A 24,055-nucleotide genomic window follows, 5' to 3' on the forward strand; every position below is an offset into this window, starting at 1 on the left:
GCAATGAGAATATTAAAATATATTTCAACTGAAATTGTACTTGCATTAGGCGCGACTGCCCTTTTGTTGGCAAGTTGTGACGATAAACTGGACGTAACACCTCCATCAAATGTTACGCCTGAACGATACTTATGGGAGGAAGCCCAGCTGGCTGCCTATACTGTAAATTATTACGCAGACTACAGTTCTTATAGTGAAGGTAGCGATGATAAAGGAGGAATGCTTCCCAGTCATTACGGCAGTGGAGGTGAGTCATTTTATTTTAATGATTTGGCCACTGATAATGCCACAACAAGAGGATCAAATAATCGATATGTTCCGGGATTATGGACTGTGGCGGCAACAGGGGGAGAATGGAATTTTTCCAATATATATGCTTTGAATTATTATCTTGAAACAGTTGTTCCCCGGCATGAAAATGGCGAGATAACAGGTAATTCCGAGAATATAAGTTATTATATTGGGGAAGGCTATTTTTTAAGAGCCCATGAATATTTCTACAGACTAAGAAAGTTGGGTGATTTTCCAATTATTTCAACAACATTGCCCGACAATCAGGAAGCACTTACTAAGGCTTCTGAACGTCGTCCACGAAATGAAGTGGCCCGTTTTATCCTGCAAGATCTGGATAAAGCCATCGGTATGCTTTTGAATGATCCGGATGGTGGAAAGGTTCGCATTACCCGTAATGCAGCCGTACTTTTAAAGGCGCGTGTGGCTTTGTTTGAAGCGACATGGCTTAAATATCATGCAGGTACTGCTCTTGTTCCAAACGGGCCAGGATGGCCAGGGGCCAACAAAGCTTACAATAGTGGTTATACTTTTCCCGGTGGTAGTTTGCAGGGAGAAATTGATTTTTTCCTGGATGAGGCAATGGATGCTTCTTCCGAAATTGCCGATGCAATTTCGTTGATTGACAATAACCAGGTTATTCAGGAAAATGCATCACAATCGGTTAACGATTATTACAATATGTTTGCCACCCCCGATCCTTCTGCTTATCCGGAAGTCATTATGTATAGAGAATATAATGTAGCTTTGGGAAGAGCGCACAGTTATAATCACTATATCTATTATGGTGCACAGAAAGGATATACGCACCAAATGGAACAATCCTTCCTTATGGCTAATGGTCTTCCTATTTATGATGCAATGAGCGGTTATGCCGGTGATGATCGCATTCAGGAAACTAAAATTGACAGAGACAGTAGATGGCAACTTTTTATGAAGGCACCAGGTGAAGTAAAAGCCTTTAAAAATGTAGAGATTCCTGAAACTTTTGAAATTGCACCGGTTGTTTACAGTTCAGACGGGAAATATTCAACCTCTACCGGCTATATGCTTGGGAAAGGATATGCACTTGATTATAGTATGCAAATTTTGGGACAGGATATTACTGCACCAGTGATATTTAGGGCTGCTGAAGCATATTTGATTTATTTGGAAGCCAGCTATGAAAAAAACGGATCTATTGATGAAAAGGCTGACCAATACTGGAGAGCCATTCGTCTGAGGGCTGGTGTTAATGAAGATTATAATGTAACTATCAGTCATACAATAATGAGTGAAGAAGCTAAAAATGACTGGGGTGCATATTCTCATGGACAGTTAGTGGATGAAACATTGTATAACATTCGTCGTGAGCGTCGCAGCGAATTGATGGGTGAGGGACAACGTTATTGTGATCTCTTACGCTGGCGGGCAATGGATCAGTTAAACGGATTTCAGATTGAAGGTTGCAAAATCTGGGGGCCCATGCAAAATGATTATGAAGCAGGTGTCTTGTTAGCTGATCAGACTGATGAAAAGAAAAATACCGTATCGTCTTCTTCTTTAAGCCCCTATTTGCGACCTTATCAAATTGTGAAGTCCAACAATAATTTTTATGAGGGGCTTAACTTTAGTGAGGCTCATTATCTGGAACCAATTGCTGTTCAGCATTTCTTGATTACTTCAGAGGATGGAAAAACGATTTCAACTTCACCTATTTATCAGAATCCTGGCTGGCCTACAGTGGCCGGACAAGGGGCTGAAGAATAAAATATTATGATTATTGCTTGCCCCAAAAAGCCATACTTTATAGACAGACACTCGTTCGTGTTTGTCTATAAAGTTCAGCTTCTGCGTTACCGTAGTCTTCAAAATGGATAAACAAAAGCGCGGCCTGTAAGGCCAGATCAGACATCACATAAAAAGATATTAACCGAGGCTGAAAGCTTTGATGCCAACTAACAATTACTGTTTATTGTAATTACAATTTTACCAATATGTTTCTTTTCAAGAAAGGCTTGTTGTGCCTTTACGATTTCTTCGATTGGATAAGTTGCCGAAACCAATGGCGCAATATTTCTGTTTTCGATATGTTTTATCAAATTTGAAAAAACACACTCTTCGAGCACTGTGCATCCAAAAAGGCTTAAATCCTTTAAATAGAGCGTTCGGATGTCAAGTTTTACATGAGGATCTCCAATAGCACCAGCAACAGCATATCGTCCAAAGTGTTTAAGCACATCCAACAATTCTGGCCATTGTTTGCCTCCCACCAAATCGATAACAACATCAATGCTGTTCTCCCCCAGTTTCCCCACAACACTATCGCTTCTCATTAATACTTCGTCGGCTCCAATATTTAGAACCTTATCAGCCTTTTCGGGGCCAGTGATACCAATCACCTTTGCACCACGCGCTTTTGCTAACTGAATAGCCGCAGAACCGACTCCTCCTGAAGCTCCGGTTATTAATACGCGTTCGCCAGCAGAGACCTTAGCCCTTGTCAGCATATTTTCTGCTGTGGAATAAGAACAAGGAAACGATGCCAGTTCCACATCGCTAAATTCACTTTTAATTGCATATGCATGCTTTGAAGCAACAACGGTATACTCGGCAAAACCGCCGTCGCATTCTGAACCAAAATACCAGGCTTGTTTCAGACTCACGCCATCAACTTCAGTAAGACACGGCTCAACTAATACTCGTTCATTCAAGCGTTGGTTACTGACCTGTTTACCTACTGAAACGATCTGTCCACAAACATCGGCCCCTTGTATCCTGGGGAATTTTATGGAATCACCAGACCAACTTGCATCATCACTGTCACTCTCACCTTTTGAATACCACGCCTTGCGAGTGTTGATATCTGTATTATTTATAGCAGCTGCTCCAACTTTTATAAGTACTTCATTAGGTCCGGGGTTTGGTACAGGAATATCATCACGCAGTTCCAACATGTCAAAATCACCATGTCCTTTTAAATAGACGCCGCGCATTTTTTTGGGTATTTCATTCATTTTATTATTGCTTTAGATACTTTGTTTTGCAGGCCCATAACGGATGAAATGCCGGATAGAGAAAAGCACGTCGCCACTTTTTGAACTATTAGCAACAGATTATTCTTCTAAATATTCTTTCAAATTTAATACTTCTTTTTCCAATTTTGCGATCCTATTTCTATATGACTTAGGTCCAAAAATATTCGCAATATAGGTTATAACAAACAAAATCGTTGAATCACAATAAATATGGCTGACCTTAAAAATCAGCTTTTTGTTTTCCTCGACTAATTCCAAAAAATCATTGGTTAACGCTTCGTCAATCATTTGAAATATTATTATTTTGAAATATTAGTCGAGAAAAATCCCAGGAAAGTCACACAGTCATTTAATTTTATGCACTATCGTTTTTTTTGTTGCAATAATTATCGTTTATAGCCTATAAGAGTTATCGCATTTATATTGTTTTTGCCGGTGATTTCCGGCAAAACAGACCCTGAATTTACTAATTCGCTGATATCTATCCAATAAGTTAAACAAAAACAGCCCCCATGTTAAGATGGGAGTCATGGTATATTGAAAACAAATCTTCAAAAATGAAACTTCTCCGCTTGGGGAAAATCATACTGCCCTCGGGTAGAATCGTGCGCCCAAAGGTCGCCGTTGCATATTTTTGCCCGATTTCAGCGTTTTGAAACGGAGATGCTCCGTTTTATCCAAAAAGACTACCTCCACTCAAAGAGGGAGCGTTTCCGCGTCGATTCTGCCTGCATGTCATGCCGGATGGTTACGTACGCATCCGTCGGTTCGGTATTTATCTCCATTCCACAAAGCGCCATCTGAATTTGCAATTTGTGCCGGATGAGAAGCCTGACATTGCCCAGTTGATGGTACCCAAAAAGGAAGAAACAGCTTCAGAACGCATTTTAAGATTAACCGGGATTGACGTGGCCAAATGTCCTCATTGCAAAAAGGGACGTCTGATTGTCATAAGAACTATGCCCAGGATTCGGTCACCAGCAGAATCTTCTATGCTTTTTGCAAAGTTGCTATAACCAACAAAACACCTCCCTTAAAAACTTCATGAACATGGGATTAGGGGGTTAGGGGGTTAGGGATTAGGGGTTAGGGGTCGCATTATCAAAAGAATCGGTTTTAAGCCAAAAAGAGACTGGTTTTTAAGGTTTGAGTTACAAAATGCTCTCTTTTTTTAAACACAAAGAGTTTAAAGCAACACTATTAAAGCATGGGCATTCTTCTCAAAAACATAAAAAAACGACAATAGTTCCATAGTATTTAGTTGTAGCTCTACCGGGATGTCCTTCAACCTGGAGTAATCGCTGGGTTGGGGCGTGGGGATTGCTCATACTCCTGTATATTACCAACAGGTTATGTTTCTTCGTCTAGGCTATATTGACTTTCTGGTCAAGCAGTTCGATGTTAAAATTTATCTTTGCATTAAGCGCCTTAAACACTTTCAAAATGGTCTCAAATCTGGCGTCGGTAAGACTATTTTCAATTTTAGAAATCTGTGCTTTCTGAACACCAATTAATTTTCCAAGTTGTTCTTGAGTTAAGTTCCTTTCTTTTCTTGCTTGTTTGATTGCTTCTCCCAATAAATCAAGTCTCAATTCATTTTCAAAGCTCTCTCGTTTAGGGGTTCCCTTTTTGCCAATATATTTGTCGGTCAGGACATCAAGGCTGGTTGTTTTCATTGGTTTCTTTTTCATGGCTTAGATGCTTTTTCGTTCAAAATACTCTTTCCTTATTCTCTCTGCTTTCTCGATTTCTGATTTTGGAACTTTGTCAGTTTTCTTAATAATTCCATGAGTCGAAATTACTACAGTATCAATTTTTTCTGACTTGTCCCAAAATGCAAATAGCCTGAAATAGTTTTTGTTATAAATAGTCCGAAATTTCCATATTTCACCAGATAGTTTCTTAAATAATTCTTTGTCTTGAACAACGCGAGCTTTGTGAATATTATAAATCACTTTATCACGCGATTTTTCATCAAGTTTGTCGAGAAACTCTATGGCTTGGTCAAGTAGCTCAACTTTAAATCTTTCAGTCACTTTGCTTTTTATTCAAAGATAAAAGTTTCTTTCTAAGGAAACAAGGGATTATCTCTTTTTAACTTGTTGGCAACGGTGGCGGTATGGTTAGTAAGGGATTGCGGGCTTTATACCTATCAAGTTACAGCAAATTTGGAGCGGAAGACAACGCCCCGAAAACCTCTGAAACCCTTATTAACTATACCGCGTGTTATGTGGCGTAATTCATTATTTATCAATCAAGTAAATCACCTTTGTTGATTGTGTATATTCCACCGTCCCAGGCTCCTAAATAAATCTTGCCGTTGAATTCTTCTATAAAATAATAATCACCTGACGGTAGACCGTCATTTATTAAGTTTTTATATGTAAAATCTGTTAAGGAATATGCGGAAATTGAACCATAAGAATAATCTATTGCATTATCATTTAGAACTTTTATCTCATATACAAAATCTTCTGTTACCGACTTGTAGTTTGTCCAAGTTTGTCCATTTGTCGAATAATTTACAGCATTACTTGCAAATTGAAATATCGTATCGCTGTATTCAAAAATTGCTTTATTATTATCATAGATAAAAGTATCACCTGAAGGCTTAATTACATATGTTCCATAATCATTTGTAGTTAGAAAAAAGTTCTCCCCGATAGCTTTTAAACTATAATAATGTCTATTCCAAGGGAAATCATCAAGTGTAATCAGTTTATTAAAGGAGGGTGATATTGAACTTTCAGTTATTTCTAAATCAATTATCACAAGATGATGAACTCCAGACCTATCATTTGGGTCATTTCGTAGGTATGAAGTCAGCACTATTCCAAGTTGATTATTTGAATTAATCGCTATACTTTCATATCTATATCCAACGTCATAACTTCCAACTTGATAGCCAATGGTCTCACTATTTGGAAAATCCTTTGTATGAATCGAATTTACGGTTTTATTACCAATAGTTGTCGAATAAAAATCGAATTGCAAAGAGTCAACCTTATATTCTGTTGGAAGTTTTAGATAATTGGCTAACATATAAAAATCCTTAGTTAAGAATCCACATTTATAAGTCCCATTAAAACTTTCAGTTGGTATTGTTCTTTCTTCTAAAATATTTTCATTTTCATCTACTCTCATGAATTTATCAAGCGAAATCAGCAGCATCTCATTTCCATCAATTGCACATGCTTTAAAGGCTTCTCCTTCATTTAGAATATCCTTTTCACTTAGCTTCTCACTATGAGTCCATTCGATTTTAGGGTCATTATCTTCTTTTTTTTCACAACTACTAAAAATCAATCCAGTTGCGAGAAAAATCAGTAGTATTTTTTTCATATTGCTTGTCTTTTATTAATTCAAATTCAAAACGTTTATTATGCTAAAATATTATGAATCCTGTTTGCAGATTGCTAATCTTATATGCCACACACCCCCCCCATAACGCCATTATCGTTTATGCCCTAAAGGGGTATTGTCTTTATATTGTTTTTGCCGGTAATTTCCGGAAAAACAGACCCTGAATTTACTAATTCGCTGATATTTATCCAATAAGTTGAACAAAAACAGCCCCCATGTTAAGATGAGAGCCATGGTATATTGAGAACAAATCTTCAAAAATGAAACTTCTCCACCTGGGGAAAATCATACTGCCCTCGGGGAGGATCGTGCGCCCCGAGGGCCCCAAGGGTCGCCGTTACACATTTTTGCCCAATTCCAGCGTTTTGAAACGGAAATGCTCCGTTTTATCCAAAAAGACTACCGCCACTCAAAGAGGGATCATTTCCGCGTCGATTCTGCCTGCATATCATGCCGGATGGTTACGCACGCATCCGTCGGTTCGACATTTATCACCATTCCACAAAGCGCCATCTGAATTTGCAATTTGTGCCGGATGAAAAACCCTACATTGACCAGTTGATGGTACCCCAAAAGGACGAATCAGCTTCAGAACGCATTTTAAGATTAACCGGGATTGACGTGACCAAATGTCCTCATTGCAAAAAGGGACGTCTGATTGTCATAAGAACTATGCCCAGGATTCGGTCACCCGCAGGACATCTGCCTTCTATGCTTTTTGCAAAGTTGCTGTAACCAACAAAACACCTCCCTTAAAAACTTCATGAACATGGGGTTAGGGGTTAGGGATTAGGGGTTAGGGGTTGCATTATCAAAAGAGTCGGTTTTAAGCCAAAAAGAGACTGATTGTTAAGGTTTGAGTTACAAAATGCTCTCTTTTTTTAAACACAAAGAGTTTAATGCAGCACAATGAAAGCATGGGCATTCTTCTCAAAAACATAAGAAAACGACAGTAGTTCCATAGTATTTAGTTGTAGCTCTACCGGGGTGTAGTTCAACCTGGAGTAATCGGCTGGGTCGTGGGGATTGCTCTTACTCCTGTATATTGTGTGCCCGTGCTTTCTTTTTCGTCCGTGCGGTAGGGCAGACACACTCGTTGCCAAATTTTGGGTTGAGCTTGGGCTAGTGCGACTTGGCAATGTGTGTGGCGGTTTAGCTGTGGCATTACTTTTTTCTTTCCTTATAAATTTGCCTCAATTCTGAAATTTCCTTTAACTCATCATTGATTTTCACTTTCCAAAATTTCCACCCGTTAACACTCAAATTAACTAATGCCCTTGCTGCACCACTCGGGAATGGATAATGTTTCTGACTACCGTCAATATTCAAGTCAATAAAACCGTCCGAATTTATCTTTGCCGTTTTTGTAGGATTAGTGTCAGAATATAAAACTGTTCCTTTTTCAATAATTCCTTCGTCTAATAGCATTTTTAATGTTATTTCAGTCAGGTCATTTGTTTTTGTCTCCATATTCAAATAATTATATTTCCTTAACTGCAAATCTGATTCTATAAAGATGCAATAAGGATGATTTTATCGCTTCAAAATGTTCATCAATTTCGAATGCTTTCAAAAGAACTCTTTCAAAATTCACTCTGTCTGCTTGCTCAATTTCTTGTCTTAAAGGCAGTCTATTTCTATTGGCAATTGGTTGAAAAGCATTGATAATACTTTGTTTTTGCTCGTCAGATAAAAGCTGGAAATTCAAAAGTTTAAAATCTCGTTCAAATTTTGTTGCTCTCAAATCAAGTGCACCTAACCCTCTGCCAAAACCAAAACTTTCAATAAAAAACATACTTAAAACGCTATTCAATAAGGCTAGCAATAAAGTTCTATTTTCATCTTGATATGCTTCTTTTAAGGAAAGCCCTATCATTCTCTGGTCAATAAATACACGAGGTGTACATTCAGCAATAAATAAAGACCTGTCATAGTTTACATTGGCTACAAAGTCAGCCATATTATCGCTTTTCATCTCATACCAAAAATGATTTGCCCTTCTAAGTGAAGTTGTTAGAGGAATACCCTCTTTGTTATTTTGATTTTCAAAACTTCTAATCCATTGCAAGGCACCTGAATGATTAAGTTGCTCCAATTCCTCAATACTTCTTGAACAACAAAATGCCTCTGCATCTGCTGAGCAATAAAGTCCAGTTGTGCCTCTTAGGTTTTTCAGAACTGGTTTTATGTATTCAGCTTCAATGCTATGACCAGATGCAGGATAAAACAAAGCATTCCAACCTCTTCTTTCACCACGAGTAAAATTGAAAAACTGATTACAGTCAATTAATTTTTCTGAAACTTCCGCAAGCCAATTAAGATTTGCAAAGTAACCGCACCAAGGGACACCAATTGTTTCAAAATAAGCTATGTCATTGACTGAATGATTCTGAATGACTACAAATTCATTATCTGTTTCTAACAAAATATTTTCGCTCAATTGTTTAGTGTCAGGTATTTCATTGATATTTTCCTTTAGGGTGCAAAATGAAATTATTCTGTCTTGGTCTATTGGCGTTTTTGGATTTCGCTTTTTCGCAATTAGAAAAGTAGCTACTACGTCTGCATTGTCAAACCATTTTCCTTTCCCAGAAATTACAACAGTTTCAATGTCATAGAAATTCTGAATTAGCTCTAAGAAAATTTCTCCGTAATCAGTTCCCAACCAGGCATTAGAAAGTATCAGTCCAATTTTTCCATTTTCAGAAAGCAATTGATGTAAATAGAATGGGATATATGCGAAAATGTCACTTTTTCCGCTGAGAGTTGTTGCGGTTTCTGTTTGTTCGTGTATGAAACTGTTTATTTCTGTGATATTCGGGTTTAAAACTTGAATTTCTTTACTTTTGATAAACGGCAGATTTGATACTACGTAGTTAATAGATGGTAGCTGTTTAATAATATCATTTCCGTTATTAGGGTCTTTAAAAGTAATGTTTTCTCCAACCTCCAAGTCAATCACGTCCGCTCTGAAAATGTTTAAAACTTTGCCAATATTGTTTGGCTTAGCCAGAGTAAGGGTTGATAATTGAATAGGAAAAGAGTGCTTGTCGGATGCCCAAATGCTGTTGATTATTTCGTCTTGGTTAAATTCATATTCTTCTTTGAGCAAATATGCTTGGTTGATAATTGTTCCTGTTCCGCAACAAGGATCAATTACAACTCCTTCCTTGTCTTCAACAGTGAGCCTCACTAATAAATCTGCTAATTTTTTAGGTGTAGCAAATTGTCCTGCAACCTTTCGTTTTGCAGATACAATTGAAGATTGGAGTAAATTATGAAGTATTTCGATTTCAATCCCCTCAATGTTGATTGATGAAAGAAATTGATTTAACTGGATAATCTGTTTCCAAGCAGAATTTGAAATGAACTCAATTGCAAGGTTATCACTGAAAATATTCCAGAAATTGCAATGCTCAGATATTGATGCAATTATTTCCTTTGCTTGCTCAATTGAGGTTTCATTGTTTATCGATTCTATTCCTCTCGCTTCGTTAAAATGTCTTTTTAGAACATTAGCAAAGATGATTTTAAACACCCAATCGGTTAAAATTACCTTTGAAAGAGTAGGTAGTTTGTTTGAAGAATCTTTTACCGAAGTTGGATTATAACCATATTCAGATGCCGAGGATAACCACCAATTGTTTATTTGAGCTTCAAGTCTTGAATTTCTTCTAAAATTTGCTCTTAGGTTTTCCGCTGTCGAGTGTATGTTTTCGAGGACAAGATCTATGATTGCATCAACTGCCAATATTTCGGCTGAAACCTCACCTGAAATTTCTCCTGTTTCAAAATAATCGTTTAGGTCTGTAAGTATTGAATGTAGTAAAGATTTCCAAAGTGCTTCTTTTGGTTTTACTTCAGTTCGATTGTTGATGCCAATGTCATTCCAACTCTTTAAAATTGAAAATGAATCACCTTGTTTAGAGTAAAGAACAGCACTCTTTACATTCCATAGAATAAAGCTGTCTCTTTGTAAAATATTGGCTTTCTTGATTGCATTGCTAATTAATTCAGCATCATTAATTGGTGTGTCAGGCATTTTCAATTCCCAACCTTGTAAAATGATATTTCTTGATTGGTCTTTGAAAATCAATACATCAGGAAATAGACTTGATTTTTCATTGCTAATGGTGCTTTCACCTCCGGCACTTTTAAAGTGCCAACTTTTATTCGCAAGATGCAAGTTGATTTCGCTTATTATATCAATCGCCCAGCTTCTTTCGTTGTATGTAACTTTTGCCATTTTTGGTTATTCAATTAACAAATTGCTGGACTTGCTTTTCCGCTTTTGTAATTAAGTGTATGATATTTTGCGATTGGCTCATTAAACAATCTTAAAGTTGATTCTTCAATTTCTTTTCTTTTAAGTGTTTCCTGAATTCTATCGGTGCAAATTTTTATGTAATCAACTGGTTTAACCTTATGAAGTAAAACATCTTCATTTTTTTCAATGCCTATAAATTGTCTGTTTTCCAAAATTGCAGAAAGCAAGAAACTACCGCTTCCACAAGCATTATCAAGAACTATATCACCAGGATTGGTAAAAGTCTTAATTAGATATCTACCTAATTCAATTGGCTTTTGAGTTGGGTGTAAAACTGGACCTTCGGATTCTGCAGTCTTCACATACACAAAATCATCTATCGGTTGTTCTTCGTATGCAATGACGTCAGTTGGGTATCTTTTTCCATTGCTCTTTACATGGTTGGATTTAAAGTCTCCATAACTCCCTGTAAGTTGATTTTTTCTATATCCTTTGTCATATGCTTCACCATTGGACATTTGAGGATTGTATGATGGTTGCTTTTTGTAGAAAAGACAAATGTCTTCGTGTTTGCGAAGTGGTTGCTTTTTTGCATTTAGGAAGTTTGTTGATTTAGATTTTATCCATACGATTTTGTATTTGAATAACTTCTCGTTACTCATAATCAATTTCGCTGTAAAAAGCCCTTGTGCCGTTAAGGCAATAGCTCCATTGTCTTTGATGATTCTTTCATAATGACTCCAAAGTTGGTCTAAGTCAATAACTGAATCCCATTTATTCTGAGTTGTCCCATAAGGCAAATCACAAAGTATCATATCAATTGACTTGCTTGGAATGTTTTTCATAACTTCTAAGCAGTCACCTTGGATTACCTTGTTTAAATATTTTTCAATTGATTTAGCCATTTCTTAAAATTTTAAATCTCCTTGTTTAACCTTTGACACTCTGTAGTATTTCGCTTTTTCTTCTGCCATGGTCAATAATTCTGTTGAGTCGGAAACTCGATAAATCATTTCAGCAATTTTTTCGCTGTAAAATTCTTTTTCAAGTTTTTTGATGTCCAATTTGAAAAACTTAGCAAGTTTTGGGAGTATTTCCTCTGGAACATTGCGTTTATGGTTCTCAATTTTGGAAAGCGTTGATTGGTCAATATCAAGTGCAGCAGCAAGTTTTGTCAGTGTCAAACCGTGCTGAACTCGTAAATTATGAATGTATTCTCCGAATTTTTCTTTCATCACCTTGAAAATTTCACCTTGACAATTATGTCAAAAATACAAAATGTTTTCGTTCAACCAAACTTTTAAATACTGCTATTAAGGTTAAATTCTTGTTCGTGGGCTGGCTAAGTTCAAGCTCTTTTGGTTTTTAGCGTTGGATTTGTGTGTCGGCAAAACCAAATGTGCTTGAATGTGCGGATGGCTTTCTTTGCATGCCCACAACGCCCTACTGTATGCGGTCGGCCGGGGCATTTCTGCCAGTTACGAAAGTTTCAGGACAAACGCGGGTGACAGGGAAAAACGAAACCCGCAATATGCCGTGGAGCCCCGGCTGCCGTATCACAGCATGTTGTACCTAGTTTTAATTTTCAATGTCCTTGCTCGATACTCCTATTGGTTTTATATTTTTCTTTGAATGTCGGTAAAATCCAATAACTTTATTTCTCCTCGGATTCGAAATAGAATATTTAAGCATTAATTCGTCTCCGACGACCTGCAATCCCTGTTTTTGACCTGCTTTAAAACTGTCCCTGTAAATGCTGTCACCAATTATATATTCATATTCTACCAGTTGAATCCAATAACCTTTGACGCTCGGAATCATTTTAGCTTCAATAATTTTTGCTCTTGTTTGTTCAGTTTTTGTAAACACAAAATTTGTCGGAATCTGGAATTGATTAAAACCTAAATATAGGAATACACTTATGAAAATTATAAGAAATATAGATGCTATTGTATTTGTTGTTTGATTTATAAATCTAATCCTCACCATATATAGATTTCTTTATACTACCGGTTTCAAATTCATTAATTATTCAAACTTGCAATCTTCTATCTGCTTTTGAGAATGTCCTTCTATTCTAAGTGCTTATTCTTTCTGATATTTCAGTTTTTTCGCGATTTATAAACTTTTTAACTTCATAATACTTTATGGCAATAGTAATAAAAACTGGAATTGAGGGAACTAATAACGAAACTCCAAATGTCTGTTTCCAAATAATCCACGAAATAGCAAATCCTAGTATTAGAAATGCGAAAAGCACCAAAATCTGTTTCCAAACAATTACTTCAAACCGAATGGAATTATTAAGTACTTTAAAACAAACCAAGTCGGTAGAGTTCAATTGTTTCAAAAATGGGTCCCAACCATTATATTTGTATTTATATGTTTTTCTGATTACCAACTCTTTTTCTGACAAGCTAACAGCTTTATATTTCCCACGAAAATAAATTTCTATTATTCCAAAAATTAAATCGGTCGAAACATTTTTCGGTCTATTTATAAATGTATATATCATTCACAATCAATAGTTAGTCTGTCTTTTTAAATTAGGTACACCCCCCCTCCCGCCATTATCATTTATAACCTATAAGAGTTATCGCATTTATATTGTTTTTGCCGGTAATTTCCGGAAAAACAGACCCTGAATTTACTAATTCGCTGCTATTTATCCAATAAGTTAAACAAAAACAGCTTTCATGTTTAGATGGTAGCCATGGCGCATGGAGAGAAAATCTTCAAAAATAAACCTTCTCCGCTTGGGAAAAAGCCCTTAGGGGGAGAGCCTCGCTCCCCTTGTGCAGAGTCATCCGGCACTTGTGCAGAATCATCCGGCACTTGTGCAGAATCATCCGGCACTCGTGCAGAGTCATGCGGCACTCGTGCAGAATCATGCGGCACTTGTGCAGAATCATCCGGCACTTGTGCAGAGTCATGCGGCACTCGTGCAGAATCATGCGGCACTTGTGCAGAATCATGCGGCACTTGTGCAGAATCATCCGGCACTTGTGCAGAGTCATGCGGCACTTGTGCAGAGCCATCCGGCACTCGTGCAGAGCCTCGCGGCACTTGTGCAGAATCATACGGCCCCCGGGCAGAACCATGCTCCCCGGGGGCCGAAAAAAAAATAGCCATAATGATTTTTACTTTCTAATTTTTCGGATTTTCTTAACAATCTCGCTCTCTTTTCCATACAGACCGGAAAGGAGATCGGCTATATTGGAAGCTTCCCTGTAGGCCTCATCCAGCAAATCATTGGCATGGGTTGTAGCCTCCATGGCTTTGGCAGCTGCCGATTGCTGTGCAATTTCGGCTTTAGTAACGTTTTCTTCTTTTGTTTTCAATAATTCGACTTTGGTCGCAGGATCGAATCCTTTTTCAGTCATGGTTACTTGTTCTTCCTCCATGAGTGTAATCATTTGCGAAACGAAATCACGTTTCACTGCTTCATTTAATCCCATAACATTTAATTTTAAGTTAATAATATGATTGTAATTTTTGAATCCGGAACGGTCAAAAGCTTACAATCGATTGTAAAAAAAGATGTTATTTTTATATGGCTATTTTAATTTTTCCGGACTGTTATAAAATTTACCTGTTTCTTCAGGATTCTATTTTTTTATTTCAAAATGACTTTCTGCTCACAACTTGAAGCAGTCGAATAGTTGTTGATTGCGGGAAACTTTCCTTATTGATTCTTTATATTAATGACACTCCTTTTATGACAGCTAATTGGTCTATAACGTTATTTTTATTTACAGTTAAAAAGAATTTTTGTATTTATAATGACTTCCGGTTCCGGGAAACAAACATTGAATTTACTAATTTTCTAATATTTACCAAATAAATTAAACAAAAGCTACGAATAGTTAAAAGAGGATTGTTTTTAAAGGCCTGCCTCGGTGCTGTGCGGTATCTTGAAAAGAATATTTACGGGAGTCTGCTCATATTTTGCGGATGGCGTAAGTTTTGAATCTGAGGCTTTTTGGCTCAAACCATCTGCGCTGGCATGGAATACAGAATTAGTTTTGGAGGTGGCACAGATTAAAAAATCGGCGCCAACCAGAAGAATAAAAAATGCCTGAGGACGTACTCTGTCCATTGTGGGGTAAAACATCGCTAATCCTGTTTTTTGGCTGAGGCCCTTACAGGGCGAAAAAACAACGGGCGATCATAACACAGGGCGATGCCCTGTGCTTATGCTACAAGACTTTCAGCCTTGATATGTGCGTGCACGAAAAAACCGAATTTTGCGGTGTGTGGGCTTTTAAAATGGATAATTACGAGTGACAGCTCATATTTTGCGGATGGCGTAAGTTTTGAATCTGAGGCTTTTTGGCTCAAACCATCTGCGCTGGTACGGAATACAGACTTAGTTTTGGAGGTGGCACAGATTACAAATCGCCGCCAACCAGAAGAATAAAAAATGCCTTAGGACGTATTCTGTCCATTGCGGGGTAAAACATCGCTAATCCTGTTTTTGGGCTGAGGCCCTTACAGGACGAAAAAAACAACGGGTGATCATAACACAGGGCGATGCCCTGTGCTTATGCTACAAGACTTTCAGCCTTGATATGATGATGCCTTACAAGGAGGGAGAAGACGAAGTCAGTTTACTTTTCGTAAATGACTGTTTTTATGGCAAGCGTAACGCAGAAGTTGACTTTAAAGACAGACTCTATTCAGAGTCTGTCCATAAATTAAGTGTTTGAGCTATAAAGTTCAAATACAAGATTGGCTCATTTCCTGAACCGCGCAAATGTCAGCAACCACAAATTCCGCGAAATCTTTGCCGCCTTTGGCGTTATTACATCTGTAACAGCAATATCCGGATATTTTCAGACCGACATGATAACCTGTCAGACACTAAAAACATCGTTACTCTTTGTGCCGATAATGCCGGCAGGTACCGTTTCCGGGAAAACGCTCGCCACGGGAAGCCCAAAAACTACTGAATTTTTACAAAACGGCCGTACCTGTCCTCTCCATTTTCCAGCTTCAGTTTTATGAGATACAGCCCGTCGGCAAGGCCTGCCACATTCAATTGCGGCTCCCAAATGTCCTGAGAAAATACGGCCACTCCATTGATGGTATAAATAGTGCAATTTTTAACTGGCACAGATGAGTTAACCGTCAATATTTGCGACACCGGATTGGGGAATAGCTCCAAATTAACCTGTTCGCTTTGAGGCGCATCAATAAGCGTGGGTAGGGTACCGAATCCGACCATCTTACTGGTAGAATAAAGCCGGTAGCCACCAGGTTCAACAGTCACTGTTGTTGCAGCACCTGAAACATTGATGCTATCGCCTGAAAAATACTCATACCACCAGCCCGACTGCGAAAACGATGGCGTCACGGTTTTGGGTATAAGGTCAAGATTGGCCACTACCCGAATGTCGTTATCCGGACTGTTTAACCGGATAGATTTGACAGAACCGGTTACATCGAGCACAAAACCGGAAGTAGAGAAGGCCGCTTCTTCGTTTCGCAACCGGTTCATGCGTTGGTACACATCCAACAAATGCACCCGGTCGGGATCCTGCAAATAGGTCCATCTGGTGGGTTTCCGTGCCAGGCGCCCCCCTTCATCAATGCTAACGTCGTATCCCAGTTCCCCAAATTGCCAAATCATTTTAGGACCAGGCACCGACAATAACAAAACGGCAGCTGCCTCGTCGCGCTGCAAAGCCGTTGACAAATCAGTGACATCATAGTCGCCGTACGAATCGCCATAGCTAAGGGCTTTGTAGGTCACCCTTTCTTCGTCGTGACTCTCCATATAACCAACCAACGAGGGTTCTGACCAGCCTCTGTTGAGATATGAAGCCCATGAGAAATCGGAGTTTGAATTATACCCCATGATGCCTTCGCTAAAATTATAATTATGATTACCCCACAACAAAATACCATAATTGGCCAGTTCTTTTTCTTCGGTGTTGTCGGCCAGATGTTCAAACACAACAATCGCATCGCTATCGCGCTTACGAACCTCATCCACCATCCTCTTTAAAATGGCGATACGGGAAGCATCGTATTCGCTGGCCCACGATGTTGTGCCATAAATGGTATTGGTGAAGCCTTTCGTAAAATCAAAACGGAAACCATCAACTTTATATTCCGACATCCAAAAAGACAATATGCTATCGACCAACGCCTGTGTGTATTCACTTTCGTGATTAAAATCGTACCCCCATTGAGCGTCGGGGTTTTGCATGTTGTGATTAACATTATACCAGGGGTTGTTTGCTGCAGGTTTATCGCCATCCCAATACATCTGAACCAGTGGCGATTGTCCATAGGAATGATTTAATACCACATCCATAATAACCGCTATTCCGCGTTGATGACAGGCATCAATAAAAGCCTTATAATCATCGGGCGTACCATAAGCTTTATCGGTGGCAAAATAGAACGATGGGTTATAGCCCCAGCTGTCGTTACCTTCAAATTCATTAAATGGCATTAATTCCACGGCATCAACACCAAGGCTTTGGATGTAATCCAACTTCTCAGTCACGGCGGCTATCGTCCCCTCATCGGTAAAATCTCTTATTAACAACTCATAAACAGTCATATTGTGAGTCGGCGGTGCCGTAAAGTCAGTCACCTGCCATTGATACGACGGGCTGTCGGGTTCGAAAACCGACACAATCCCTTCAGTCAGACCGGTTGGATAATCTATTAAGTCGGGGAATACATCTTCTGAAATATACTGGTCGTTCCAGGGATCGAGAATCAAATTTGCGTAGGGGTCTGCCAGCCGTAATTCGCCATCAATAAAAAACTGATAGGCGTACTGTTGTCCGGGAGTCAAGCCATCCAACGTAAGCCAAAAAAACTCGCCATCCTTCAACATCTGATACTCCGGTAGCGGCTCCCAGTTGTTAAAATCGCCCAACAAATAGACATACTCTTTGTCGGGAGCCTGAAGAACCACGGCGACCTGTGTCTCCGACAAATAATTGACGCCGTTACGCCACGGTTCCAACATTGTCTGCTCAACCGTTGGCTGGCGAATAAAAAAACGAACCTCATCATATACAGAGCCATTACTATTGTATGCCTCCAGTTTGAGCAGATGCGAACCCGAAGCCGGCGCTGTAAATGTATGTGATAATTCAGTTCCGGTGACCTGACTCAGTATCGCGTCATCGAGATATAAACGCAGACCATCAGCGTCGATAGCAGATCCTGATACTACGACCGACTCCCCCGGCTGAAATAAACCACCGTCGGTGGGTTGTTGAAATCCAACTGAAAGCGACAAATCGTACACCGACACAAAAATATCCTTTCCGCCGGTCTCTTTGCCTTCCAGATAAACGCCTCCAACGGTTGTTCCACTGCGAAAAACCAAGGCTATCTTCAAAATTTTCTCACCATCGGGCACACCATAATAACTGCGAATGCCGTCGGGAAAAGAGAGTTGATACTGATCGGTACTGATTCTGGTCAGTTTGGCCCGGGGTATATTGACACCCCAATCGGCCACCACATACTTCCAGTCGGAATCACTGGTACTGGCGTCTGTTATTACCCCTGTATGTGCATATACATCGCCTGAATATCCCTCCAATCCACCTGTCCCTTCATCGGCATTAAAAGTGATGGTGACAGGTACCCCCTCCACCACCATGGATGGATCTGTGGTGACGACCTGACTCCGTACGTTCATCGTCAAAAACAGAAAACAAATAATCAGATAAAAATATTTCATGTGTTTGTAATTTTGTCTTTTATGATCATATAGAACTGTCCAACAGAATTATTTTCCGTTGTGAGAATCAAAGATCAGCGAAGCTAAATCTTACTCATGGCTCGTTTCATATAGCTACGACTTAATCAGTTTTAATTCCACTAAAAAGAGATCGGGCCATATTATCTTTCAATTCAAGGGATAAAACCCAAATTGAGAAACTGAGTGGCGGCTGAGAAAATAAAGCTCTTCCATCGGTTCCAACATTCAAAATTTCACCAGTTTTAAGATTGGTAAGCTTCTTACCGCTCCAATCGTCAAAACCTTGAGGAGAAACGTCAATGCTGATCATTTTCTCATCCGTTGGATGATTATTTAAAACAATGATGGCACCACTGGTATATTTATTCCCCGAACGGCGAACAATATACATGTGTTTCGTATTAACCAAAGGTTGAGGATCTCCAATCTCAGTGAGAACTTCCAGCTTTCCACCCAAAAAAATTCTTCGTGCGTAAATCAAAAATTTAATCGTTTCATAAAGCGACGAATCGGCTTTGGTCTGATAGGCCTCATTTTGATAATCCAACTGATTAACAGAATATAAATGAGGATAAAACAGACAAGGGCGACCTTCATGCGTCAAAATATAAGCGTAAGCCAATTGGTGATTTTGAGTAATCCATTTATCATGTTCCTTTCCGGTATCATGATTTTCAACAAACGTAACGACTTGCTCAGGCGACAAACCACTGCCTGCATCATTTCTAATCAAACCCGCGTGGTTAAGCTGTCGCATGTCAAATTCGGCATTATTGCACATCGATGTTAAAATTTCTTTTAGCGGAAAATCAAATACCGCAACTGAAGCGCCTGCATTGTTTACCGTGTCAGCCCAATTTTTAATTGCCTTTTCGTTACCCCAATATTCGGCAACAACAAATCGGGGTGTATTATTCTTACGCGGTAGATTCTTTATCCAATCAATAGCAAATGCGGGTTGATAGCCACGTACAAAATCCAGCCTAACACCATCAAACCCAATTGAATCAATCAGCCACCGCCCCCAATTCTTTAGTCTGTCCTGAACCTCGGCATTATAGGTATCAAAATCATTTCCAAACAAAATGGTATTACTCATTACGCCATCAGTAACGTAATAACCCAAACTATCATCTCCTGTGGAAGGATGAAAATGTGTATAGTTCCACGAAAAATTTGGTTCTGTCTCCGGTTTCTTTACGTAACTGATACCGGTATTTGTCATCGCCACTATTTGATTGGTGATGTCCTTATCGCCATAAAAAACCGCCGAAGGGTAATAGCCATTTTTCTGATCGGCAATTTGCCATGAATCGGCTACCATTTTACGGGCCTCCAAATGAATTTTCAAATCAGCTGTCTGCTCAACACATAACAAATAAACATCCTCATCATTCTTTGTATCAATAAAACCATTTATAGTATTAACAGAAAACGGAATTTCATTGGGCGTATAAAGGTCATCATTGGGCTCCACTTCCCAATAAGCTTTATTATTACCTGCCTCGGCATGGTTGATATACATACGATACCCCAGCTCAGAACGCGCCTCTGAATGATTAACCCCATAACCTTTAATCCTGATTTTATATGTCCCGGGTATAGCATTGGGAATAACCCAGTCAACGGCATTCGTTTCAAAAGGGATCAATTCATCGTGAAGTGCCGCACGATACACGTAGTCTCTAACAGCAGGATTCGCTTCCTGACTTTCCCGATCGGCATAAATATGATTCAACACCACATCAACATATACCTCTATTTGTGGTTGCATAGACGACAACATGTTCAATAGTTCACTTTTGCTACCAAATCGAGTCTCAACACATCCTTTCTGAAAATAATTACCCAAATCATAATGATCGTAAACCCCGTATCCATTATCAATAATGCCCCAATTACCTTTGGATGGCGGAGGCACCCATAACCCAGTAATTCCCAATAATTTCCACTCATCGGCCTTGGATGCCAAATTGCTCCACCAAACACCATTTCTATTTTGACTATCGACAGGAATATCCCAATAAAAAGCCTGCATCATTACATCATTTTGAGCATGTAATGGCATGCAAAAGATATTGAACACCGTAATAAAAAATAGAACTATCTTCATCTGTTTAGAGTTCTTCCTGTCAATTCAAAACTCCTGACTGTATGGACAGGTCGTGATTCGTGCTTAAAAAAACAACTTCTGCCTTATACTTGCGCTCAAAATGATCATAAACCAAAGTAAACACACATTCTTCTAACTGCGGAAATCTTTATTTTAAGCTTTATGGCTCAAACGCCAGGCTTTATGGCCATGCACTTACTTATTGGGATATTATAAAATAAGGGCATCCGCAAAATAGCAGGACGCCCTTAAAAATACAACCGGATAATTATTCTATTGTGCCTGTTCCGGCATTAAAATCGAGCGTAATAACGCTACCGGCATTCACATTAACACGTTCCTGATCATCGCCAGTGCCGCGATATTCCAACTTTCCATCAAGAATAATAAATTCTCTTGTCCACCAATCACTCGTTGCAACTGATGCTCCGGCATACATTCTCAATTCACCACTTCCGGTGGTTGTAATGGTCATCTTATCACCCGCAATAGTAAAGGGATAATCACCTGCTCCCCAACCGCCAAAGCAATCGCCCATGCCATAAACAGAAGCCTGCTCAATGGTGATCTTACCAAGCTGCATGTCCATATAAACGACATATAACCCATCAGCCGGCACAAAAGCGTTACCATCAGCGACGGTGTAACCCTCAGAATCGTCCAGCTCAAAGAAATCTTCGCCCCATCCTTTCACCGGACTCCATTTAAACCCATTGGCAGCATTGAAATACCGAATACACCAAAACGCACCATCCACGCCGTTTACTGGTATCATATCGGCAATTCCATCGGAACCCCAATCCCAGTTACCGAAATCTGTTCCAATCATATACATAGCAGAAGGATATTCCGGTTGGGCATAGAAACCTGTAAAGGTATAACTCATCACATTGGAATAAACAGGCTCTACAACACTTTCAAAATCAATAAAATTGATAGTAGTCTTCAGCCTAACGACAAATGTCAGTTCTTCTGAACTTGTAATATAATTTAAGGCGGCGCTATTCAATGCCGCCGCAGTTATCACGGCAAAACTATCAGTGGATGAAGTCAGCTCAACCGGTGAACTAAAAAGAGGATCCGTATCCACCTCTACTGAATAATTAACCGCCGCATTGAAGCCATAATCGGCTAACTCCCATGACCACATTGCGACCGTATCAGTCAAATCGGTCGTTTCAGAAATCACGTAATCCTGACCATCTAATGAAGCTAACACAGGGGCTATCACCTCATCGTTCATTGTCACCTTGCTTTCATCTTCGCATCCCCAAAATAGAGGAATGCAAAGAAGTGGCAATAATATTTTCGAATTTTTCATGTGATTATATTTTGTTTATTAAGGTCACATGGAACTCGCCGGAATAATCATTCACCTGTGTGAGAGAGTACTCTCATGCTCGTTTCATGTGTTTAAAATTTGTTTGTTAAGGCCGAGTGAAACTCCCATGAATAAAAATATCCGTATGAGAGAATTAAAGAGCTCCGAAGCTAAATCTTTGATCATGGTCGTTTCACATACCTGTATCTGATGTTTAAATACTCTATGAAAAACGTTCCGACAAAAAGAGAAATCAAACTTTTACCGGGGTCGTATCAAGAGCTTGCATTTTAAACTATTTCTTAACAAAAGATATTAATAACCATCATTTTGAGTCAAATTCAAATTGGCTCCAATATCATCAGCCGGAATCGGATACACGGAGAAATGACTACTGACAGACCGGCCGTTCGCAGTGCCTCCTTTCCAAACCCAGACATAAGATGAACCCGTAAATTTTTCGAACCGAATCATGTCGGTACGGCGCTGAGCCTCATAAAAGAATTCACGCCCCCGTTCATCAAAAATGAAATCCAAAGTCAAGTCGCTTTGCGAAATTTTAGACAAACCGGCATCGCTATATGCCCTTTCGCGCAACTCGTTAATCAATTGCAGAGCAGTAGCTGTGCTACCTCCTGTTCCACCGCGCAAAACAGCCTCAGCATAATTCAAATAAATCTCGCCCAAACGGAATAAAGGAAAGTCATTATAGGCAATGTTACTGGCCGGAAGAGATCCATCGCTATTAACATTATAATATTTTACAACCGGAATACCATTATCGGTATAAAGCGAAGGCGTCTCAATCTCATAATTTGCGGTTTTATCCACACGTACCATTGAAAAACGAGCATCCAGCGTATGGTTGTCTTCTGCTTCGAATGTCGTCAACAAAGCCGAACGTGCTCTAACACCCTGCCATGCACCCACAGCGTTCACTTCGGCCTGCATATCAGAAGGCTCACCAGCGCTAAGTAAAAAAGTCATCCCGCCCCAGGTTTGAGTTTCTTCACCTTCATATCGGATGGGAAATATCATTTCCGTTGAAGTGTAGTTATCTGCTTTAAACACATTTGCATACACCGGATCCAGAATATAACCCTCGTCCAGCACCTTGTTACTATAAGTGATACAATCGGTATATCTGTCTACCCCGGTATAAATCTCAGCATTCAGATACAAACGAGACAACAGGGCCCATGCAGCAGCTTTGTTAGCATGACCATACTTCTCGCTGTCGTACCCCACAAATGGATCCAAAAGATCAGATTCACAATCAATCAGTTCACTTTCAATATAATCAAAAATGTACTCAGCCGATTTTTGATCGGGAGGCGTACTGCCAACGGGGCTTTCTTCCGTAACAAATGGAACATTTCTAAACATGTCTAACAAATAGAAGTATGCCAGAGCCCTATGAAAACGCGCTTCTGCACGATAAGTAACAATCTCTGCTTTTGTCGCTTCATCCACACCGCGGGAAGAAAGCTTTCCATCTGTCGTCTCTCTCAAAAAGGCATTTGCCAAATTAATCTGATAATACAACCGATAGTAAAAACCTTTAATAAATACATTACCGGAGCCCCATGTGATGTAATTAAGATCGGGAATACCGGCATCGCCCCAGCAGCAATGCGTCTCATCGGTAGGCAATTGTTGCAGATTCCAGAGACCTCTAAGAAAGGAAGCCTGACTTCCGCCATCAACCCCTGCAACATCAGCATCGCCATCACCACCACTGTTACCACTAATGGCCAAACCCGCATAAATTTTAGCGAGACTTGACGTGTAGGCGCCCAAATCGCTGCCAAAAACTACATCCGACACGAGCTCTTCATCATCGATAGGAATGGTATCCAAATCGTCCATACAGGCCTCTGACCCCATCATTAACCCCATTGACAATAGAAGAATTGAAAATTTATATTTAAGTGCTTTCATATTT

19 protein-coding genes and 2 pseudogenes are annotated in these 24,055 nt (G+C 39.4%); 3 read left to right on the forward strand and 18 right to left on the reverse strand.

Annotated features, from left to right (window positions below):
• Window positions 1-3: 3 nt before the first annotated feature.
• Complete coding sequence (locus tag ACT3CD_RS03065) at window positions 4-2,040, forward strand: RagB/SusD family nutrient uptake outer membrane protein (RefSeq protein WP_444642835.1); 2,037 nt, start codon at window positions 4-6, stop codon at window positions 2,038-2,040.
• Window positions 2,041-2,228: 188 nt separating this feature from the next.
• On the opposite strand, the gene ACT3CD_RS03070 is transcribed toward ACT3CD_RS03065, so the two are convergent.
• Together ACT3CD_RS03070 and ACT3CD_RS03075 are read right to left on the reverse strand one after the other, a co-directional pair.
• Window positions 2,229-3,287: an alcohol dehydrogenase family protein gene (locus ACT3CD_RS03070; protein WP_444642836.1), complete on the reverse strand. Its 1,059-nt coding sequence runs from the start codon at window positions 3,285-3,287 to the stop codon at window positions 2,229-2,231.
• A 99-nt stretch (window positions 3,288-3,386) separates the two neighbouring features.
• Window positions 3,387-3,596: a hypothetical protein gene (locus ACT3CD_RS03075; RefSeq protein WP_444642838.1), complete on the reverse strand. Its 210-nt coding sequence runs from the start codon at window positions 3,594-3,596 to the stop codon at window positions 3,387-3,389.
• 422 nt (window positions 3,597-4,018) lie between these two features.
• Here ACT3CD_RS03075 and ACT3CD_RS03080 point away from each other — a divergent pair.
• Window positions 4,019-4,324, forward strand: a pseudogene (locus ACT3CD_RS03080) (IS91 family transposase); the annotation flags it as partial.
• A 348-nt stretch (window positions 4,325-4,672) separates the two neighbouring features.
• Here the strand turns inward: ACT3CD_RS03080 and ACT3CD_RS03085 are convergent.
• From ACT3CD_RS03085 to ACT3CD_RS03095, 3 genes are all read right to left on the reverse strand, one after another.
• Window positions 4,673-4,999: a helix-turn-helix transcriptional regulator gene (locus ACT3CD_RS03085; protein ID WP_250725406.1), complete on the reverse strand. Its 327-nt coding sequence runs from the start codon at window positions 4,997-4,999 to the stop codon at window positions 4,673-4,675.
• 3 nt (window positions 5,000-5,002) lie between these two features.
• Window positions 5,003-5,344 (reverse strand): type II toxin-antitoxin system RelE/ParE family toxin, encoded by a 342-nt coding sequence (locus ACT3CD_RS03090; RefSeq protein WP_444642840.1) that lies wholly within the window; start codon window positions 5,342-5,344, stop codon window positions 5,003-5,005.
• 214 nt (window positions 5,345-5,558) lie between these two features.
• Window positions 5,559-6,650 carry a hypothetical protein gene (locus ACT3CD_RS03095; protein WP_444642841.1) on the reverse strand — a complete coding sequence of 364 codons (1,092 nt, stop codon included), beginning with the start codon at window positions 6,648-6,650 and terminating at the stop codon, window positions 5,559-5,561.
• 444 nt (window positions 6,651-7,094) lie between these two features.
• On the opposite strand from ACT3CD_RS03095, the pseudogene ACT3CD_RS03100 reads away from it, so the two are divergent.
• Window positions 7,095-7,406: pseudogene (locus tag ACT3CD_RS03100) on the forward strand (IS91 family transposase); the annotation flags it as partial.
• Window positions 7,407-7,835: 429 nt separating this feature from the next.
• Here ACT3CD_RS03100 and ACT3CD_RS03105 read toward each other — a convergent pair.
• The 13 genes from ACT3CD_RS03105 to ACT3CD_RS03165 all read right to left on the reverse strand — a co-directional run bounded on the left by ACT3CD_RS03105 (window position 7,836) and on the right by ACT3CD_RS03165 (window position 24,051).
• Complete coding sequence (locus ACT3CD_RS03105) at window positions 7,836-8,141, reverse strand: restriction system modified-DNA reader domain-containing protein (RefSeq protein WP_444642843.1); 306 nt, start codon at window positions 8,139-8,141, stop codon at window positions 7,836-7,838.
• 10 nt (window positions 8,142-8,151) lie between these two features.
• Window positions 8,152-10,917 carry an N-6 DNA methylase gene (locus ACT3CD_RS03110; protein WP_444642845.1) on the reverse strand — a complete coding sequence of 922 codons (2,766 nt, stop codon included), beginning with the start codon at window positions 10,915-10,917 and terminating at the stop codon, window positions 8,152-8,154.
• A 14-nt stretch (window positions 10,918-10,931) separates the two neighbouring features.
• Window positions 10,932-11,843: a DNA-methyltransferase gene (locus tag ACT3CD_RS03115; RefSeq protein WP_444642846.1), complete on the reverse strand. Its 912-nt coding sequence runs from the start codon at window positions 11,841-11,843 to the stop codon at window positions 10,932-10,934.
• Between the two features lie 3 nt (window positions 11,844-11,846).
• Complete coding sequence (locus ACT3CD_RS03120) at window positions 11,847-12,173, reverse strand: helix-turn-helix domain-containing protein (protein ID WP_444642848.1); 327 nt, start codon at window positions 12,171-12,173, stop codon at window positions 11,847-11,849.
• A gap of 343 nt (window positions 12,174-12,516) precedes the next feature.
• A complete protein-coding gene (locus tag ACT3CD_RS03125) occupies window positions 12,517-12,927 on the reverse strand; it encodes a hypothetical protein (RefSeq protein WP_444642849.1) in 411 nt (136 codons plus the stop codon).
• Between the two features lie 88 nt (window positions 12,928-13,015).
• The gene (locus ACT3CD_RS03130) at window positions 13,016-13,453 is read right to left on the reverse strand and encodes a hypothetical protein (RefSeq protein WP_444642851.1); all 438 of its coding nucleotides are present in this window, start codon (window positions 13,451-13,453) and stop codon (window positions 13,016-13,018) included.
• A 185-nt stretch (window positions 13,454-13,638) separates the two neighbouring features.
• Window positions 13,639-14,070 (reverse strand): hypothetical protein, encoded by a 432-nt coding sequence (locus ACT3CD_RS03135; protein WP_444642853.1) that lies wholly within the window; start codon window positions 14,068-14,070, stop codon window positions 13,639-13,641.
• 8 nt (window positions 14,071-14,078) lie between these two features.
• Window positions 14,079-14,396 (reverse strand): hypothetical protein, encoded by a 318-nt coding sequence (locus ACT3CD_RS03140; RefSeq protein WP_444642854.1) that lies wholly within the window; start codon window positions 14,394-14,396, stop codon window positions 14,079-14,081.
• A gap of 425 nt (window positions 14,397-14,821) precedes the next feature.
• Entirely contained in the window at window positions 14,822-15,052 is a 231-nt protein-coding gene (locus ACT3CD_RS03145; protein ID WP_444642856.1) for a hypothetical protein, read from the reverse strand.
• 831 nt (window positions 15,053-15,883) lie between these two features.
• On the reverse strand, window positions 15,884-18,655 hold the full coding sequence (locus tag ACT3CD_RS03150; protein ID WP_444642858.1) for an alpha-amylase family glycosyl hydrolase: 2,772 nt from the start codon (window positions 18,653-18,655) through the stop codon (window positions 15,884-15,886).
• A gap of 121 nt (window positions 18,656-18,776) precedes the next feature.
• Window positions 18,777-20,789, reverse strand: coding sequence for an alpha-amylase (locus ACT3CD_RS03155; RefSeq protein WP_444642860.1), 2,013 nt, complete (start codon window positions 20,787-20,789; stop codon window positions 18,777-18,779).
• A gap of 268 nt (window positions 20,790-21,057) precedes the next feature.
• Window positions 21,058-22,110, reverse strand: coding sequence for a SusF/SusE family outer membrane protein (locus ACT3CD_RS03160; RefSeq protein ID WP_444642862.1), 1,053 nt, complete (start codon window positions 22,108-22,110; stop codon window positions 21,058-21,060).
• Between the two features lie 315 nt (window positions 22,111-22,425).
• Window positions 22,426-24,051 carry a RagB/SusD family nutrient uptake outer membrane protein gene (locus tag ACT3CD_RS03165; RefSeq protein ID WP_444642864.1) on the reverse strand — a complete coding sequence of 542 codons (1,626 nt, stop codon included), beginning with the start codon at window positions 24,049-24,051 and terminating at the stop codon, window positions 22,426-22,428.
• Window positions 24,052-24,055: the final 4 nt, after the last annotated feature.

The sequence above is a fragment of the Geofilum sp. OHC36d9 genome (assembly GCF_052400685.1).
In the GTDB taxonomy this organism is placed as follows: domain Bacteria; phylum Bacteroidota; class Bacteroidia; order Bacteroidales; family Marinilabiliaceae; genus CAZHHH01.